The sequence below is a fragment of the Siphonobacter curvatus genome (genome assembly GCF_002943425.1).
Classification (GTDB): Bacteria; Bacteroidota; Bacteroidia; order Cytophagales; family Spirosomataceae; genus Siphonobacter; species Siphonobacter curvatus.
The window spans coordinates 3,167,448-3,183,642 of sequence record NZ_PTRA01000001.1 but is presented as its reverse complement, the minus strand read 5'-3'; the positions used below and the strand labels follow the sequence as shown (position 1 = coordinate 3,183,642).

Annotated in this window: 16 protein-coding genes; 9 read left to right on the top strand and 7 right to left on the bottom strand. The window is 48.3% G+C overall.

Annotation, left to right across the window (positions count from 1 at the left end; genetic code table 11):
- Window positions 1-144: 144 nt before the first annotated feature.
- On the top strand, window positions 145-1,503 hold the full coding sequence (locus C5O19_RS13245) for a dipeptidase (protein WP_104712921.1): 1,359 nt from the start codon (window positions 145-147) through the stop codon (window positions 1,501-1,503).
- A 56-nt stretch (window positions 1,504-1,559) separates the two neighbouring features.
- Complete coding sequence (locus tag C5O19_RS13240) at window positions 1,560-2,405, top strand: DUF1207 domain-containing protein (protein WP_104712919.1); 846 nt, start codon at window positions 1,560-1,562, stop codon at window positions 2,403-2,405.
- A gap of 154 nt (window positions 2,406-2,559) precedes the next feature.
- On the opposite strand, the gene C5O19_RS13235 is transcribed toward C5O19_RS13240, so the two are convergent.
- From C5O19_RS13235 to def, 3 genes are all read right to left on the bottom strand, one after another.
- Window positions 2,560-2,880: a hypothetical protein gene (locus tag C5O19_RS13235; protein ID WP_104712917.1), complete on the bottom strand. Its 321-nt coding sequence runs from the start codon at window positions 2,878-2,880 to the stop codon at window positions 2,560-2,562.
- A gap of 14 nt (window positions 2,881-2,894) precedes the next feature.
- Window positions 2,895-3,140, bottom strand: coding sequence for a hypothetical protein (locus tag C5O19_RS13230; RefSeq protein WP_094809369.1), 246 nt, complete (start codon window positions 3,138-3,140; stop codon window positions 2,895-2,897).
- Between the two features lie 205 nt (window positions 3,141-3,345).
- Window positions 3,346-3,927: a peptide deformylase gene (def, locus tag C5O19_RS13225; protein ID WP_094809371.1), complete on the bottom strand. Its 582-nt coding sequence runs from the start codon at window positions 3,925-3,927 to the stop codon at window positions 3,346-3,348.
- Window positions 3,928-4,236: 309 nt separating this feature from the next.
- Here def and C5O19_RS13220 point away from each other — a divergent pair, with 309 nt between their 5' ends.
- Complete coding sequence (locus C5O19_RS13220) at window positions 4,237-4,869, top strand: hypothetical protein (protein ID WP_104712914.1); 633 nt, start codon at window positions 4,237-4,239, stop codon at window positions 4,867-4,869.
- Between the two features lie 122 nt (window positions 4,870-4,991).
- A complete protein-coding gene (locus C5O19_RS13215; protein ID WP_104712912.1) occupies window positions 4,992-6,419 on the top strand; it encodes an amidohydrolase family protein in 1,428 nt (475 codons plus the stop codon).
- Between the two features lie 92 nt (window positions 6,420-6,511).
- Here C5O19_RS13215 and C5O19_RS13210 read toward each other — a convergent pair whose 3' ends face one another.
- The 4 genes from C5O19_RS13210 to C5O19_RS13195 all read right to left on the bottom strand — a co-directional run bounded on the left by C5O19_RS13210 (window position 6,512) and on the right by C5O19_RS13195 (window position 9,742).
- On the bottom strand, window positions 6,512-7,426 hold the full coding sequence (locus C5O19_RS13210) for a PfkB family carbohydrate kinase (protein WP_104712910.1): 915 nt from the start codon (window positions 7,424-7,426) through the stop codon (window positions 6,512-6,514).
- 201 nt (window positions 7,427-7,627) lie between these two features.
- The gene (locus C5O19_RS13205; protein ID WP_094809379.1) at window positions 7,628-7,978 is read right to left on the bottom strand and encodes a c-type cytochrome; all 351 of its coding nucleotides are present in this window, start codon (window positions 7,976-7,978) and stop codon (window positions 7,628-7,630) included.
- Window positions 7,979-8,102: 124 nt separating this feature from the next.
- Window positions 8,103-8,909 (bottom strand): N-acetylmuramic acid 6-phosphate etherase, encoded by an 807-nt coding sequence (gene murQ / locus C5O19_RS13200; RefSeq protein WP_104712908.1) that lies wholly within the window; start codon window positions 8,907-8,909, stop codon window positions 8,103-8,105.
- Between the two features lie 158 nt (window positions 8,910-9,067).
- The gene (locus C5O19_RS13195) at window positions 9,068-9,742 is read right to left on the bottom strand and encodes a hypothetical protein (protein ID WP_104712906.1); all 675 of its coding nucleotides are present in this window, start codon (window positions 9,740-9,742) and stop codon (window positions 9,068-9,070) included.
- Between the two features lie 267 nt (window positions 9,743-10,009).
- On the opposite strand from C5O19_RS13195, the gene uvrA reads away from it, so the two are divergent.
- The 5 genes from uvrA to tsf all read left to right on the top strand — a co-directional run bounded on the left by uvrA (window position 10,010) and on the right by tsf (window position 16,082).
- Window positions 10,010-12,868: an excinuclease ABC subunit UvrA gene (gene uvrA, locus C5O19_RS13190; RefSeq protein WP_104714091.1), complete on the top strand. Its 2,859-nt coding sequence runs from the start codon at window positions 10,010-10,012 to the stop codon at window positions 12,866-12,868.
- A gap of 240 nt (window positions 12,869-13,108) precedes the next feature.
- Complete coding sequence (gene rplM / locus C5O19_RS13185; protein WP_094809385.1) at window positions 13,109-13,552, top strand: 50S ribosomal protein L13; 444 nt, start codon at window positions 13,109-13,111, stop codon at window positions 13,550-13,552.
- A gap of 99 nt (window positions 13,553-13,651) precedes the next feature.
- A complete protein-coding gene (gene rpsI, locus C5O19_RS13180; RefSeq protein ID WP_094809387.1) occupies window positions 13,652-14,041 on the top strand; it encodes a 30S ribosomal protein S9 in 390 nt (129 codons plus the stop codon).
- A gap of 145 nt (window positions 14,042-14,186) precedes the next feature.
- Complete coding sequence (gene rpsB, locus C5O19_RS13175; protein ID WP_094809389.1) at window positions 14,187-14,987, top strand: 30S ribosomal protein S2; 801 nt, start codon at window positions 14,187-14,189, stop codon at window positions 14,985-14,987.
- 258 nt (window positions 14,988-15,245) lie between these two features.
- The gene (tsf, locus tag C5O19_RS13170) at window positions 15,246-16,082 is read left to right on the top strand and encodes a translation elongation factor Ts (RefSeq protein ID WP_104712903.1); all 837 of its coding nucleotides are present in this window, start codon (window positions 15,246-15,248) and stop codon (window positions 16,080-16,082) included.
- The last annotated feature ends 113 nt before the right edge of the window (window positions 16,083-16,195 follow it).

The window sequence follows — 16,195 nt, the reverse complement described above, 5'->3', positions numbered from 1 at the left end:
GGGTTTTTCTTTTTGCCTTTGGTTCGCTGCCACGTACGAGCTTTGTTTACTTTTGCAAAATCAGTCAGGACGGATCCGACCGGGTTGGTGTTCAAACCGGGCTGGCGGAAAGAGAACAAGTCCTTTCATTCAACATGCTACACTATGCAAGATTACTTAGAGGCTAATAAGGGCCGCTTTCTCGAAGAACTGCTGGAATTGTTACGGATTCCTTCCGTTAGTGCAGATTCAAAATTCAAAGGTGATGTACGGCAGGCTGCCGAGTACGTTCGGGAAAGTTTAGCCAAAGCCGGAGCGGATGTAGCCGAGCTGCACGAAACCGCTGGTCATCCGATTGTATACGGAGAAAAGATCATTGATCCGAGCAAACCAACGGTACTTATTTATGGTCACTACGACGTTCAGCCGGCCGATCCGCTGGAACTTTGGACGTCACCACCGTTTGAACCTGTCATCAAAGACGAGAAAATCTATGCCCGGGGTTCAGCCGATGATAAAGGCCAGTTTTTCATGCACGTGAAAGCATTTGAAGCCATGATGGCTACGGATTCGCTGCCCTGTAACGTGAAATTCATGATTGAAGGCGAAGAAGAGGTAGGTTCCAATAACTTAGGCTCCTTCGTTAGCCAGAACCGTGAAAAACTAAAGGCTGATGTGATTCTGATTTCGGATACGGCGATGATTGCCAACGATACGCCGTCCATTGATACGGGCTTACGTGGACTAAGCTACGTGGAAGTAGAGGTAACCGGGCCAAACCGTGACCTTCACTCGGGCGTATACGGAGGAGCCGTAGCCAACCCGATCAATACGCTGGCTAAAATGATTGCCAGTCTGCACGATGAAAACGGTCATATCACGATTCCGAATTTTTATGATGATGTCGTAGAATTATCGGCGGAAGAGCGTGAAATGCTGGAATCGGCTCCGTTCAATCTTGAAGAATACAAGGCTGATCTGGCAATCGACGACGTGCAGGGAGAAGCTGGATTTACAACCCGGGAGCGGGCCAGTATTCGTCCAACGCTCGATTGCAACGGCATTTGGGGTGGTTATATTGGCGAGGGAGCAAAAACGGTACTGCCGTCTAAAGCTTACGCTAAAATTTCCATGCGTTTGGTGCCTAATCAGGACTGGAATAAGATTACGGATTTGTTCGCTGCTCATTTCCAGAGCATTGCTCCCAAGTCAGTGAAAGTGACGGTAACGCCCCACCACGGTGGTCAACCGTACCTGACGCCCCTGGAATCGGCGGCCTATAAAGCAGCCGAGGCCGCTCTCACGGAAAGTTTTGGCAAGAAACCCGTACCGACTCGCGGCGGTGGTAGTATTCCCATCGTGGCTTTGTTTGAAAAAGAACTCGGTCTAAAAACAGTATTAATGGGCTTTGGTCTGGATTCGGATTCCATTCACTCGCCCAACGAGCACTACGGTTTGTTCAACTTCTATAAGGGAATCGAAACCATTCCTTTGTTTTTCAAGCACTTCACGGCTTTATCCTGATCATTCATTCAAAAACCGGAGCTTCTCACTGAACGCTCCGGTTTTTTCATACCGCCATGCGTTCGATCTTTACCCTTCTGGGGCTAGGCTTCCTGCTAATTTCCGGAGTTCAGGCTCAAACTAAAACGGAATTTCTGCCCAAGGGCCATTTATTTGAACCGATCGTGCTCGATCCGCTGGAAGCTAAAACCAGTGCCTCCCTGTTGCGGCGTATGGAAGAAGGGGTAAGCAAGGATGGGCTTTTCGCTCCTTTTTCCATTGGTTTTCAGAAAGGCTTTTTTCGCTGGAGTCGGGACGAACGTCGGGCTTCCGAACTGGCTCTGGACGTCGTAGCCAATACCCAGTTTGAGATGTTTCACGATAGTCAGGAAGATAAATTCCGTCGCTATCTGTTCAATGTCGATTTTCGCGTAGGGTTGCTTTATAATTTGAAGCGGGGAAATGCCAGCTGGCGATTGCGAGTCTATCACCTCTCGTCGCATTTGGGGGACGATTATCTAGTGCGAAATCAGATCAATTACTTTTTGCCTAACGCCGTCAATTACGAACAGGTGGATGCTTTGTACGCGTATCAGTGGACGAGTGTACGCTTGTACGGAGGCCTTGGCATCGGGCTGCGACCCGCTTCGGAGCGGAAGCGGTTGTATACGCAAATCGGTACGGTCTGGAAGCAACCGAATCGGGAGAAACTTCGCTGGTGGGCAGGGGTGGATGTTCGGATGATCGAACAAACGAACTTTCATCCGGGGGTAACCGCGGCAGTGGGAATTGAATTAGGAGTGATCGAACGAAATCCACTAAGTCTGGCTGTACAAGCTTTTCACGGTCCTCTGCCTTACAGCACGTTTGAGCAAACTATCAACAACTGGATAGGCGTAGGATTCTTCCTGAATCCATTTTAGTCGGTAGTTGCTGTATTCAAAGTTTATCCCGCATTTTTTACGCCGCATTGCATACGGGATTAATCATATTGAACCCCTTCGGGGTTGGTAGCCTACCAACCCCGAAGGGGTTCAATAACAGTAACTATGGGTACCCCCCATGCAATACTATCAACTACTCTAGATCCAGCACGAATCCCTGCCAGGTTGTAGGGCCTTGTTTTCCTTCCAGAAGCGGACTTTCGCTCAAATGAATTTCATAGTTACTCTCGGGAATCTGAATACTCTTCTCCCAATAATTTTTCATAAAATTAATCACCTCCGTGAAGAGTTGTTGCGAATGAACTTCGTCCGTAGTAGAACGGTCCGGATCGATAATCTGAATATTTCGTTCATGACCGGGATCACCAGACAGACTTTTATAGGTAAAAATCAAGTGCGTACCTGAGCCTTGGGTATCAACCGGCGTGCAGGCCGTGAATTCGTAACGGGGCATAGTAAATAAATAAGTTAGGAGACGCCAGTTACTGGCTCAATGTTTACGTAATGATCCAATTTTTTGAGTTCGTAGTCGATTCCATTGACTGTAATCGTCTGAAAGGGAGGACCTGGCTCAACGAGTGGATCGAGTTGGGCCTGTAATTCATTAAAACGGGCATCCAGAGCTTCGGCTACCTCTGGCTTTTTACCCTCCGGTGTTAAAATTTTTTCCTGAATGCCTAAGATTTCTTCGACCATGTTTTGCAGGCTTGCCATGCGAAAAGAGAAATAAGGTGATACGTTTCGTTCTGGATGCAATCGAGTAAAACCCTGTGCCTACAAGCCTGAATTTATATTCAAGGTTAGAGGTTTTCCCTTACCGAAGAGTAAATACGAAAAGGTTTAAAAACAAAACATCCCGAAAGTTTAAACTTCCGGGATGCCTACAGAATGTCAATACTCAGGGGAATGAATCCGTGGACTACTTGGGGAATTTCATTTTGTAATCCACCCGCACTTCTCCTTTCGTGATGTTGGAAAGTTTCTTCTTAAGCAGGGTACGCTTCAGCGGAGGCAGGTGATCGGTGAACAGGATGCCTTCAATGTGATCGTACTCGTGCTGGATGATCCGGGCGGCAATCCCATCGTACTCGTCAATGTGCTCGTTCCAGTCCAGATCGTAGTATTTAATCTTGACCCGCTCCGGGCGACTCACGTCCGAACGAATACCCGGAATGGATAAACAGCCTTCTTCGTAGGCCCACTCTTCGCCATCTTCTTCCAGAATTTCGGGATTGATGAACGCCTTTTTAAAACCTACCAGACTCGGATCAAAATCTTCACTGTCTTCCTCTTCTCCGTCGATGATCGGCGTACCGTCTACGACGAACAAACGCAGGCTCATGCCTACCTGCGGGGCGGCCAGTCCGACACCCGAGGCTTTGTACATCGTTTCAAACATATTATCGACCAATGCTTGCAGGTCGAGATCTGTATCTTTTTGAATGTCGACGGCTTCCTTCCGTAACACCGGATCACCGTAGGCGACGATGGGTAAAATCATAATCTCTGAAAAGTAATCCGCTTACGTTCGCGGTTTGTTGAGAATGAAAAGACAAAATTCGTGAAAGCTGGCGGCTTTTCCGAACGCCAGCGTCATTATCCCGTCCGTTGACTTTTTTCTGCTAGTGTTTCCCGTCCGTATCCATCCTTCGACTTAGCTGATACTTACTGCCTTTTCGTCTGGCTGCGTGTATGAACAGTTCATCACGCTGTATTGGCAATTCATCCCAACACCGCTGGTACAACAGGTCATGGACGAGCTAATTTTCCATCGTATTTAATCGTTCAACCAATTGTATTCAAGCAAATCATGAAAACCAATGCTATACTTTTTCTCCTGTTGAGTGGAATCGTTACATCGTGCGGATGGGTGAGTGCCGCCAAAGAAACCGCAGACGGTTACCAGCAGATGACCCAGGCCGCCCGGAACGTAAGCGAAGGAACGGAGGCGATTAACAAAAAGGTAGAAGAACGTCGGGCCAAAGGAGACACCCTAGCCCTGCCGTTTCGAACTTTAGCCCAGTTTATGCCTACGGCAGTAGCAGGATACGAAACAGATGGCGAACCCTCGGGCCAAACAACCAACAACGAAGGCTTTTCGTATTCCTCTTACGAACTAAAATACAAAAAGGGCGAGGATTCAGAAGTGAAGATTGAGCTGGCCGACTACAACGCTTCGGCGGCTTTGCTAAGCATGGCTACTGTAGCGATGTCTTCAGGAATGGAGATCGAAAACGAAAATCAGATCACCAAAAGCTGGGCGACGGGTATCGAATCCGTAAGGGGCTACGAAGAATTCTACAAGAAGGGTAAACAGGCTAAAGTAACCGTTAGTGTGGGCGAACGCTTCCTGGTGCAGGTTTCCGCGACGAATCAGGAAAACACGGATTTTGTCAAAGAGGTAGCCCAGTCTTTAAAATTAAAAGAATTAACGCAGTACTAGCGTTAGCTAAAAGTGATAGGTACTAGGGAAAGGTCAGTGATTGGGGGACGGACGATTGAAGGGCAGAAGTCATTCCAAAGCCGTCTTTTACTTTTGAATTTTTATTCTCCATTGTATAATTTATGAATCGTCGGAAGGCCTTAAGCCATCTTTCGCTAAGCTCCGTTGCTTTGTTGGGCGGCTGGGGTTTCACTAAAACCTGGGTAAAAGCTTCGCCAGTTCAGGAGCGGGTTTTCTCCCTGGTCATTCAGAAGGGTTCTGTTTTTACGGAAGGCAAACTGCAGCCGCTAAACGTAGGCATTACTGAAGACGGGTTATTACACCTAAGTCCGCTGGAGCTGCAGGGCACGCAGGTGATTGACGCCAGCCAACACGTAGTCAGTCCGGGTTTTGTTGATATTTTAGCCGATGGACCGAAAAACCTAACGAATGATTACCACGTCTTCGAACGCTTCAAATTAACCGATGGCGTAACCACAACCCTGCAGCTACACGGTGGACGGGAAAATCCGGAAGAATACCACCGCTTTTTTGATCCAAAACCGCATTATACCAATTACGGCGTAGGCATTTACGTGATGGGAATTCGACTCGCCGCAGATTTGCCGCACCGACTCAAGCACGTAGAAAAAATGCTGGCGGAAGGAGCCTTAAGCGTATCGCATAGTTTGGAATATCAACCCACACCTTACGAGGAAGTGAAGGCGTATGCCCAACTCGCTAGGCGGTACGAACGCCCGATGTTTTTGCACCTACGGTATTCGGATAAAGAACATGAACTGGATGGTGTAAAAGAAGCCATTCGCCTGGCCCGGGAGACGGGCGTCCGGATGCATATCGATCACCTGCACTCCACGGGCGGGACTTTTCACATGGCTGAAGCTCTGGATTTGATTCACGAGGCCCGGCAGTTGGGATTGGACATTACCACCTGCGTATATCCCTATAGTTACTGGGCTACGTACCTGCATTCCAAACGCTTTGACGACGGGTGGCAAGAGCGGTACAACTTAGCGTATGACGATCTGCGACTGGTGGGTACTCAGGAACGAATCAGTAAGAAATCCTTTCAGTACTACCGTCAACACCCCGGCTATCTGGTAGCTGTACCCGAAGGAGCTATGCCCTTTGATACGACGATAGATCTGGCCTTGCAAACGGATTTCTGTATGATTGGATCAGACGGAGGAATTGCTTCATTGGAAGCCGCTAACTCGCACCCGCGTGGAGCCGGCTGTTTTGCCACGGCTCTACAACACGCTCAGGCGATTGGTATGCCGCTGGAAAAGATGTTACCAAAGCTGACGAGTATGCCCGCGGATTTGATTCGTCGGGCCGTACAGAATCGGGGTGAAATCAAAGAAGGGGCCATCGCCGATCTGACGATTTTTAATCCGAAAACCGTACAGGGCCTGGCTACCGTTGAAAATCCCAATACCGATTCGGCAGGAATCAAAGCCGTCATTCTAAATGGAAAAGTAGCCTATCAGGAGGGAAAAATTCTGGCCGAATATGGCCTGCCCATTCGGAACTCGGGGCGAAGGGCTTGATATTCATTTGAATGAATGAATGATAGATTGAGTGAATAAGGATTATAGAAAATCACTCACGCATTCTATCATTCACGCATTCGATCATTGCATTATACCGTAAATCCTGACAGTTTTACGAACTCCTGTACGCGAGCATCTACCTCTTCTTTGGAAAGGCCGAGCAGCCGTTCAGTACCAAATTTCTCTACGCAGAAGGAAGCCAGGGCTGACCCGTAAATGATCGCCCGCTTCATGTTTTCAAAGCTGGTGTCATTAGTAGCGGCGAGGTAGCCGATGAAACCACCCGCGAAGGTATCGCCCGCTCCGGTTGGATCGAAGACTTCTTCCAGCGGCAGGGCCGGAGCAAAGAAAATTTCTTCGCCTTGGAACAACAGGGCTCCGTGTTCGCCTTTTTTGATGATCAGCGTACTGGGTCCCATCGCCATAATAATTTTCGCAGCTTTGCGTAAGCTGTATTCACCGGAAAGCTGACGAGCTTCTTCATCATTGATACTCAGCACGTCGATACGTTGGATAACCTTTTTAAGATCATCCATCGCCACGTTCATCCAGAAATTCATGGTATCGAGTACCACGAGTTTCGGACGCTTTTTCAGACGATCCAATACCGTCATTTGTACCTGAGGGGTCAGGTTGCCCAGCATCAGGTATTCGCAATTCTGGTACGATTCGGGAATAATGGGATCAAAGTCAGCTAGTACGTTTAGCTCGGTCACCAGCGTATCGCGGGTGTTCATATCGTTATGATACTTGCCCGACCAGAAGAAGGATTTTTCTCCTGCCTTCACTTGCAAACCTTCCGTATCAACACCCTGATTTTGCAGCAGTTGAATGTATTCCTGGGGAAAATCATCGCCGACTACGGCTACAATATTGATGGGTTTGGTAAAGTAAGATGCCGCCAGGGAAATGAACGTACAGGCTCCGCCAATGATTTTATCCGTTTTGCCGAAAGGGGATTCAATGGCATCGAAAGCCACCGTACCGATTGCTAAAAGACTCATGTATTGATGTTTACAGTTTATTCGGTGTGCTGTTTCTGATGAATAAGTTAAAACAGGTATCCTGAAAATCAGGCAAAAATACGGAATGATACGCACATCCACGAAAAAAGCCCCGATTCGAATCGGGGCTTTTCAAACCTTGGAAAGGTTTCAGCAGGTGTGAAGAAACGGCTAAAGGGCCGAATCCGAACCCTACTGGTCTTATTTTTTCTTCGCGGGAGCGTTAAGCGAAACGATCCACTTGGCAATTTTCATAGCATCTTCCTTGGGAACCTGCGTCATCGGAGCCATTGGAGGATAACCGGGCCAGTTTGAAGGCTTCGGTTTGTAGATCAATTCAACGATTTGTTCCGGCTTGTATTTCTTCTTGGCCACATCCGTGTACGCTGGACCTACCAGACGTTCGTTTACTTTGTGGCAAGTAAGGCAGATGTTTTTCTCAAGCAGGGCTTTGATTTCAGCCGGAGGATCAGTTTTACTTTGTGCAGAGGCGTCGGTACCTACGAATAAGGCGGCCACCAGACCCAGCAGGGGAAGAAGCGTTTTGTTCATAGTAAGCTATAAAAAATTTAAGAAAATGCTCGTTTTGTTTAATCGTTAGAACGCAAAAGTACGTAAAATTATACGGACGCTTTGTTAATAATTGCAAAAGAATCGACGGTAATAACTCGCTTTTCTAAAGATTCTTACCCGCTTCTACTGCTTTTCGTACACTGCCGTGGCGGGCTAGTAAATCCTCCGCCTTTTCCCGGGTGGTATCGAGTTCAGCCATGACCATCTGAATAGCCCGATTGACGAGCTTGTAGTTGGACAACTGCATATCCACCATCCGATTGCCCTTCACCCGACCGAGCTGAATCATCGTACTCGTCGAGATCATATTCAGAATGAGTTTCTGAGCCGTACCCGATTTCATTCGCGTGCTACCCGTTACAAACTCAGGGCCTACCACCGCTTCTACCGGATATTCCACGGCCGCGGCCAGGGGGCTACCGGCATTACAAACGACGCAACCCGTCAGAATGCCCCGTTCGCGGGCAGCTTTCACCCCACCAATGACGTAAGGCGTTGTACCCGATGCTGCGATACCTACGAGTGAATCCAGTTCGTTGATTTCGTATTCCTGCAAATCTTTCCAGGCCTGTTCGACGTTGTCTTCGGCATTTTCAACGGCTTTCCGAATGGCGGTATCTCCTCCGGCAATCAGTCCGACCACCAAACCAAACGGTACACCGTAGGTGGGCGGACATTCCGAAGCATCGAGGATACCCAAACGGCCACTGGTACCCGCACCAATGTAAAACAAACGTCCGCCCTGCTTCATGCGGGCGACAATCTGCGTAACCAGGGCTTCAATCTGCGGCAGTGCTTTTTCAACGGCCAGAGGTACCGTTTTATCTTCATTGTTAATGCCTTCCAGTAGCTGCCGGACGGTCATTTCTTCCAGATGATCGTAATGAGAGGAGGATTCGGTTGTAAGCATAATGTAGGAATAAATACGAAGGCGTATAAAAAAGAGTCCCTAAAGGTAACGAGTTTTCAGCGGTATGTCGTCGGACGAACGGCTTTTCAGTAGTAGTCTGGATAAAAGAAAAGTCCCGACACAACGCCGGGACTTTTCTCTCCTGTAATAGAATGAAATTATTTAAACCAGTAGCCAAAACGAATGACCAGCGGACTACCACTGGAAGAATACGTATTGGGATTGGAATTGTAATTGGCGTGGTACAGAAGCGTGATCTGGAAACCTGGCTCGCCCGCCGGTACGCCATAACCGCCCCCAACCAGGAAACCGGTATCAAAATCATAACCCGTTATTTTTCCCTGCGAATTTTTAAACGACAACACTTTGTACTGCTCGGCTTCTCCCCATAAAAACAGACCTGGAACGACATTCTCCAGGAAACTGAGGTGCTGCTGAACGAACAATCTACCACCCAAGAGGCTTATTTTCTGACGACCCCGACTGGTGTAATTATCGGGTTGACTGGTATAGCTGTAGGTAATGCCTAAACCCGTAGTGGTCGTGGGCGTAACCCGGATACCAGCCATCGGTGAAATGTCAAAGCTGAAGTAGCTGCTTCCCCCAAAAAAACTCAGTGAGGGTGTTGTAATGTTCACGCCATAGCGCAGCTTATCCTTAAAAGGCCGGGCTTTCCAGGGCATTTCTTGTTCTCGCTGGTAGTTCTCATCAAGGGGCTGCTGCTGAATGATAACGGGTCGCTCGGCGGGCCGGGGAATGGAATCATACTGGGCAGAAGCAAAGGGGGTGACCGCTAGGATCAGTAAACAGGCGGCCAGTACAGATCGAATCATGGATGTTATGTTCATGGACAACGTAAAGAAGTCAGGTCAGCAAAGAACTCGACGGGCCTGAATTTGGTTATCTCTCTGGCACCAACGTCTACCTTTTTTCGCTAACATTTCCCAAAGTAACGGTCTTCGCCGGAAATTCTTGTATAAAGGAGTCAAATCCAGTGCTGGAATGAACCTTTTTAGCGACGTAGGTGCCCGAATGTGAGCATTCGGAAAACATTGAAAGCCACCATTTCTTCCAACCCCGAAGCGGGTTATCTTTGTCGAATGAATTCAATTGAAACGCTGGGTCGCCCGTCGGTCGAAACCCTCGATCCGAAGCAATACATCCTCATCAAAGGAGCACGTGTCAATAATCTTAAAAATATAGACGTTTCTATTCCCCGTAACAAGCTGATTGTCATTACTGGATTGTCGGGTAGCGGGAAATCATCCTTGGCGTTTGATACGCTTTTTGCGGAAGGTCAGCGGATGTACGTGGAAAGTCTGAGCAGTTACGCCCGGCAGTTCTTGGGTCGGATGGAAAAACCGGAAGTAGACTGGATCAAAGGTGTATCGCCCGCTATCGCCATTGAGCAGAAAGTGAGTACGAAAAACCCCCGCTCGACGGTGGGGACTACTACCGAAATTTACGATTACCTTAAATTACTCTTCGCCCGTATTGGCCGCACGTACTCGCCCGTATCGGGTCAGGAAGTACGAAAAGATACCGTAACGGACGTCGTAGACTATATTCTTTCGCTGGAAGAAAACGCCCGCGTACTGATCACCACACCGCTCATTCGTAAAAACAACCGGAGTCTGACCGAAGAGTTGACCATTCTGGTACAGAAAGGCTTTACGCGGATTGTGGCCGAAGATGAAACCATACAGATTGAGGAAGCACTGGAAGATGCCGCAACGAGTCAGCGAATTACGGATCTGCCACTGCATATTCTGATTGACCGGCTGGCGGTAAAGAAAGAAGACGAGGAAACGCAGTTTCGTTTAGGGGATTCCGTACAAACGGCTTTTTTCGAAGGCGAAGGCTCCTGTTTCGTGCAGGTGCTGGGCGGTGAGCGGCGGCAGTTTTCTGACCGTTTCGAACTCGACGGTATCGCGTTTGAAGAACCCAGCGTCAATCTATTCAGTTTTAATAACCCGTACGGAGCCTGCAAACGCTGCGAAGGATTTGGTACCATTCTGGGTATTGACCCCGATTTGGTATTCCCGGATCGTAACCTGTCCGTATTCGAAGGAGCCATTGCCCCCTGGCGTACGGAAAAAATGGGTGAGTGGCTCACGCCGCTGTTACGCAACGGCATCCGCTTTGATTTCCCCATTCACCGGGCGTACAAAGAGCTGAGCCAAGCCGAAAAGGACTTGCTCTGGAAAGGAAATAAGTACTTTGGCGGTCTGGATGATTTCTTCAAAATGCTAGAAGGCGAATCGTACAAAATTCAGTACCGGGTGCTGTTGAGCCGATACCGGGGTCGTACGGTATGTCCGGAATGCCGGGGTTCGCGACTGCGAAAGGACGCCGGATACGTAAAAATTAACGGTAAATCCATCGTTGACATCGTTTTACGCCCCATCTCCGAAATCGCTCAGTTGTTCCGCGAAATGGAACTGCCGGAGTATCAGGAGAAAGTAGCCCGCCGGATTCTGACGGAAATTCAGAACCGACTGGATTATATGGAACGGGTAGGGTTGGGATACCTAACGCTTAATCGATTAACGAATACCCTGTCAGGCGGAGAATTCCAGCGGATTAAACTGGCGACTTCTTTGGGTAGTGCTCTGGTAGGGTCGATGTATATTCTGGACGAACCCAGTATTGGACTCCATCCCCGTGATACGCAGCGACTGATTTCAGTACTGAAATCTTTACGAGATCTGGGCAATACGGTGATCGTGGTAGAACACGAGGAAGAAGTCATGAAGGCCGCCGATGAAATCATTGACATTGGCCCCGAAGCCGGTACTGGCGGTGGACAGGTCGTTTTCCACGGCGACTGGAATACCATTGAAGATTTACGCTTGGAAGGGCCACGCGAGGAGACGAGTTCATCGCATACGCTGGCTTTCTTGACGGGACAGGACGTAATTCAAACGCCTAAATTCCGCCGTCGGCCTTCGGGTTGGCTGGAACTGAAAGGAGCCCGGGAAAACAACCTACGGGATGTGAATGTCCGTTTCCCGCTCGGCACGCTGACGGTGATTACGGGCGTGAGTGGCTCCGGAAAATCTACACTGATCCGGAAGATTCTGTATCCGGCCTTGGGCAAGATGCTGGGTACGTATTCGGACGAATCGGGTAAGTATTCCGAACTGGTTGGCGATCTGAAAGGATTGACAGCCGTAGAAATGGTCGATCAAAATCCGATTGGAAAATCCAGCCGTTCGAACCCGGTTACGTACGTGAAAGCCTACGATCACATTCGTCAGCTGATGAGTGATCAGCAACTGGCCAAAGCTCGTACCTACAAGCCGAGTCATTTTTCCTTTAACGTGGATGGCGGTCGTTGCGAGACGTGTCAGGGCGAAGGGCAGGTAAAGATTGAAATGCAATTCATGGCCGATATCTACCTGACTTGTGAATCCTGCGGCGGCAAACGCTTCAAGCAGGAAATTCTGGAGGTCAAGTACAAGGATAAAGATGTGGCTGAAATTCTGGATATGACCGTCGACGAAGCCGTCACTTTCTTCCGGGACGAACCCAAGATTTACGAAAAGCTGATGCCTTTGCAGGAAGTAGGCTTGGGTTATGTAACGTTGGGTCAATCGTCCAATTCACTTTCTGGGGGAGAAGCTCAGCGGGTGAAACTGGCGAGTTTCCTGGGAAAAGGGAATCCGAACGCCGGGAAAACGCTCTTCATTTTTGACGAACCTACGACTGGACTCCACTTCCACGACATCCGCAAGCTCCTGAAATCCATCAACGCCTTGGTAGAACAGGGCGACTCGGTAATCATTATCGAGCACAATACGGAAGTCATCAAGTGTGCCGATTACATCATCGACATTGGTCCGGATGGGGGCGAGGCCGGTGGGCAGATCACCTTTACGGGGACGCCGGAAGAGATGATTCAACTGCAAGACGATAATCATACGGCCCGGTTTTTGAAAGAAAAAATGGCCGAGTGAGCCTGAAGGTAATTACAGTATAAAGGGTCCGTTCAGGTACGGGCCCTTTTTGCTTTCGGTCCTAATGGTTTTGAGCTGAGTCACAGGGCTGATCGGAAAGAAAATACTTGATTTTTCGGGAAAATAGGGAGTAAGCCTTTGAATTTCAGTAATAAACCCGCTATATTTGCACTCCCTTTTTCAGCTATGATGCCCAAAAGTATCTGAAAATCAAGAGGAAACATTCAAAGATAATTAATCGTGGACCAGTTAAGCTACAAAACTGTTTCAGCCAATCCAGCGACCGTAACTAAGGAGTGGGTCATTGTTGACGCTGAAAACGCGATCTTGGGTCGTCTGACCAGCCAGATCGCCGCTATCCTGCGGGGTAAGCACAAAACCAACTACACGCCTCATATCGATTGTGGGGATAACGTGATCGTAATCAACGCCGACAAGATTCGTCTGACGGGTAACAAAATGACTGACAAGCAGTACGTGCGTCACACGGGTCACCCCGGTGGACAGCGTTTTGCTACGCCTCGGGAAGTTTTGGAAAAAATTCCTGCTCGGGTTATCGAATATGCCGTAAAAGGTATGTTGCCGAAAACGCGTCTGGGTCGTCGCCTGTTTACGAACCTGCACGTGTATGCTGGCCCTAACCATCCGCACGAAGCTCAACAACCGAAGAAAATCGAATTGTAATCTTTCGTTGCTCGTGAATGGTTCGTGGGGGTTCAGTACAGATGTACACTGAGGTTCCAGAAACTAGGTTACGATTAACGGTAAATGAATACCAAACCAATGGCAGAAGTAATTAATACGCTCGGCCGCCGGAAAACTGCCGTAGCTCGCGTTTATTTGACGCCGGGTAACGGTACGATCACGGTAAACGGCCGCGATTTCAAGGAGTACTTCCCTTCTGAAGTTCTCCAAATTGTTGTAAACCAGCCTTTTACTACTACCAACACCCTGGGTGCTTATGACATTAAAGCAAACCTGGATGGCGGTGGAGTAGCCGGTCAAGCCGAAGCTCTTCGCATGGGTATCTCTCGTGCGTTGGATCAGGTGAACCCTGAATTCCACACGGCTCTGAAGAAAGTTGGCTTCCTGACGCGTGATGATCGTATGGTGGAACGTAAGAAACCAGGTCGTCGCAAAGCTCGTCGTCGCTTCCAGTTCAGCAAGCGTTAATAGTGTGGTTGTTAGTTGCTGGTTCGTAGTTGCTTAACTATCAACCATCAACTAAAAACTGACAACATTTTTGCCTCTGATTCAGGCTTGCAGTGTCCGACGCCGAATCATGCTTTTTTTACATCCTTTTTGACTTAACAACAAAATGGCACAAGTAAGCTATAAAGAACTCCTCGATGCCGGTGTACACTTTGGTCACTTGACCCGTAAGTGGGACCCGAAGATGGCTCCTTACATCTTCATGGAGAAAAACGGCATCCACATTATCGATTTGAACAAAACGGTAACCCTTCTCGATGAAGCGTCTACCGCCCTCAAATCAATCGTTCGTTCAGGCCGCAAAATCATGTTCGTGGCTACGAAAAAGCAGGCTCAGGAGATCGTTTCGGAAGAAGCTCGTCGCCTGAAGATGCCTTACGTAACCGATCGTTGGTTAGGTGGTATGCTGACTAACTTCGCGACGATTCGCAAGTCGTTGAAGAAAATGACTCAACTTGAGAAAATGCTTAAGGATGAGACGACGTCAGCGAACCTGAACAAAAAAGAAAAACTGGTCCTTACTCGCGAAAAAGATAAATTGGAGCGTGTACTTGGTGGTATTGCTGACCTGACTCGTCTGCCCGCAGCTCTGTTTGTGATTGACGTGAAGCGTGAGCATATCGCCGTGGCTGAAGCTCAGCGTTTAGGTATTCCGGTATTCGCCATGTGCGATACCAACTCTAACCCCGAATTGGTTGATTTCCCGATTCCTGCCAATGACGATGCTTACAAATCGATCAGCCTGATTACGCTGGCGATTGGTAAGGCAATCGAAGAAGGTCTGATGGAGCGTAAGCAAGATAAAGACGATGCTCGCGTTCAGGAAGAAGAAGAAGCCAAACGGGCCGTTGATTCAGGTGCTGACGTAGCTGAAGCTCCTGCGGCAACGACGGAGGAAGAAGCCTAATCTTAGGTTAGATCTTTGATCCCTGTGAATAGCCCGGAGCTTTTGCTTTGGGCTATTCCGTTTAGAAGTTTGAAGAATGGTTGGATGGGGAGAAGGTTTTGAAAAGGTTTAAAGTGAAATCTCGTACACGGGTCAACGTTAAACTTCAAACCATTGAAACGCATTCAAATCAAATACGCTTCGCTCTTCTTAACAAAAGCTTAATTTCATAATCTGGGACAATCGTCCCTACTTCACGGTAAAAACAAACTCACTACAATGGCTGCAATTACCGCTGCTGACGTGAACAAACTCCGCCAAATGACTGGTGCGGGGATGATGGATTGCAAAAAGGCTCTTTCTGAAGCCGATGGCGATTTTGAAAAAGCGATTGAAATTCTCCGTAAAGCGGGCCAGAAAGTGGCCGCAAAACGGGCTGATAACGCTACTTCTGAAGGACTTATCCTGGTTAAACTGAGCGAAGACGGTACCAATGGTAAACTGGTTGCTCTGGCTTGCGAAACGGAACCCGTTTCTAAAGTAGAAGACTTCCGCAACCTGGCTAACGCCATCATCGATACAGCCGTTGAGAAAAATCCTGCTACGATCGAAGAATTATCAGCTTATACCTTAGCGGATGGTCGTACGATCCAGGAAACGATTACGGAACTGGTTGGTAAAATCGGCGAGAAAATCGTTATCAGTGCTTACGAAAACGTGAACGCTGAGCAAGTGGTTAGCTACATTCACTCAAACGGTAAATTAGGCGTACTGCTGGCTTTCAATAACGTTCAGGGTGCTGAAGTACAGGAAGTAGGTAAAGACATCGCCATGCAAATTGCAGCGATGAAACCTGTAGCCGTAAGCAAAGACGACGTGGATCCTACGTTGGCAGAGAAAGAACTGGAAATCGGTCGCGAGCAAGCTCGTGCCGAAGGAAAACCCGAAGCTATCCTCGATCGGATCGCTCAAGGCCGTCTGGAGAAATTCTACAAAGAGAACACGCTGCTTTCGCAGGAGTTTGTAAAAGATAGCTCAATCACGATTGCCCAGTTACTGGAAAAAACGCAAAAAGGATTGACCGTGAAAGAATTCAAGCGTATTGCATTAGCTTAATTCTTTAGCGTATCGTTTTGACGGCTTACGGATCATTCCGTAAGCCGTTTTTTTTGTACTGTTTTTAATTCAGTTCTAAGTATTTCTAGGGATAAATTTGGCCTTCTTTAAGA

What these genes read in the sequence shown, in the direction of transcription:
- C5O19_RS13245 (WP_104712921.1), top strand. Translation starts at nt 145, where the DNA reads ATGCAAGATTACTTAGAGGCTAATAAGGGCCGCTTTCTCGAAGAACTG.
- C5O19_RS13240 (WP_104712919.1), top strand. Translation starts at nt 1,560, where the DNA reads ATGCGTTCGATCTTTACCCTTCTGGGGCTAGGCTTCCTGCTAATTTCC.
- C5O19_RS13235 (WP_104712917.1), bottom strand. Translation starts at nt 2,880, where the DNA reads ATGCCCCGTTACGAATTCACGGCCTGCACGCCGGTTGATACCCAAGGC.
- C5O19_RS13230 (WP_094809369.1), bottom strand. Translation starts at nt 3,140, where the DNA reads ATGGCAAGCCTGCAAAACATGGTCGAAGAAATCTTAGGCATTCAGGAA.
- def (WP_094809371.1), bottom strand. Translation starts at nt 3,927, where the DNA reads ATGATTTTACCCATCGTCGCCTACGGTGATCCGGTGTTACGGAAGGAA.
- C5O19_RS13220 (WP_104712914.1), top strand. Translation starts at nt 4,237, where the DNA reads ATGAAAACCAATGCTATACTTTTTCTCCTGTTGAGTGGAATCGTTACA.
- C5O19_RS13215 (WP_104712912.1), top strand. Translation starts at nt 4,992, where the DNA reads ATGAATCGTCGGAAGGCCTTAAGCCATCTTTCGCTAAGCTCCGTTGCT.
- C5O19_RS13210 (WP_104712910.1), bottom strand. Translation starts at nt 7,426, where the DNA reads ATGAGTCTTTTAGCAATCGGTACGGTGGCTTTCGATGCCATTGAATCC.
- C5O19_RS13205 (WP_094809379.1), bottom strand. Translation starts at nt 7,978, where the DNA reads ATGAACAAAACGCTTCTTCCCCTGCTGGGTCTGGTGGCCGCCTTATTC.
- murQ (WP_104712908.1), bottom strand. Translation starts at nt 8,909, where the DNA reads ATGCTTACAACCGAATCCTCCTCTCATTACGATCATCTGGAAGAAATG.
- C5O19_RS13195 (WP_104712906.1), bottom strand. Translation starts at nt 9,742, where the DNA reads ATGATTCGATCTGTACTGGCCGCCTGTTTACTGATCCTAGCGGTCACC.
- uvrA (WP_104714091.1), top strand. Translation starts at nt 10,010, where the DNA reads ATGAATTCAATTGAAACGCTGGGTCGCCCGTCGGTCGAAACCCTCGAT.
- rpsI (WP_094809387.1), top strand. Translation starts at nt 13,652, where the DNA reads ATGGCAGAAGTAATTAATACGCTCGGCCGCCGGAAAACTGCCGTAGCT.
- rpsB (WP_094809389.1), top strand. Translation starts at nt 14,187, where the DNA reads ATGGCACAAGTAAGCTATAAAGAACTCCTCGATGCCGGTGTACACTTT.
- tsf (WP_104712903.1), top strand. Translation starts at nt 15,246, where the DNA reads ATGGCTGCAATTACCGCTGCTGACGTGAACAAACTCCGCCAAATGACT.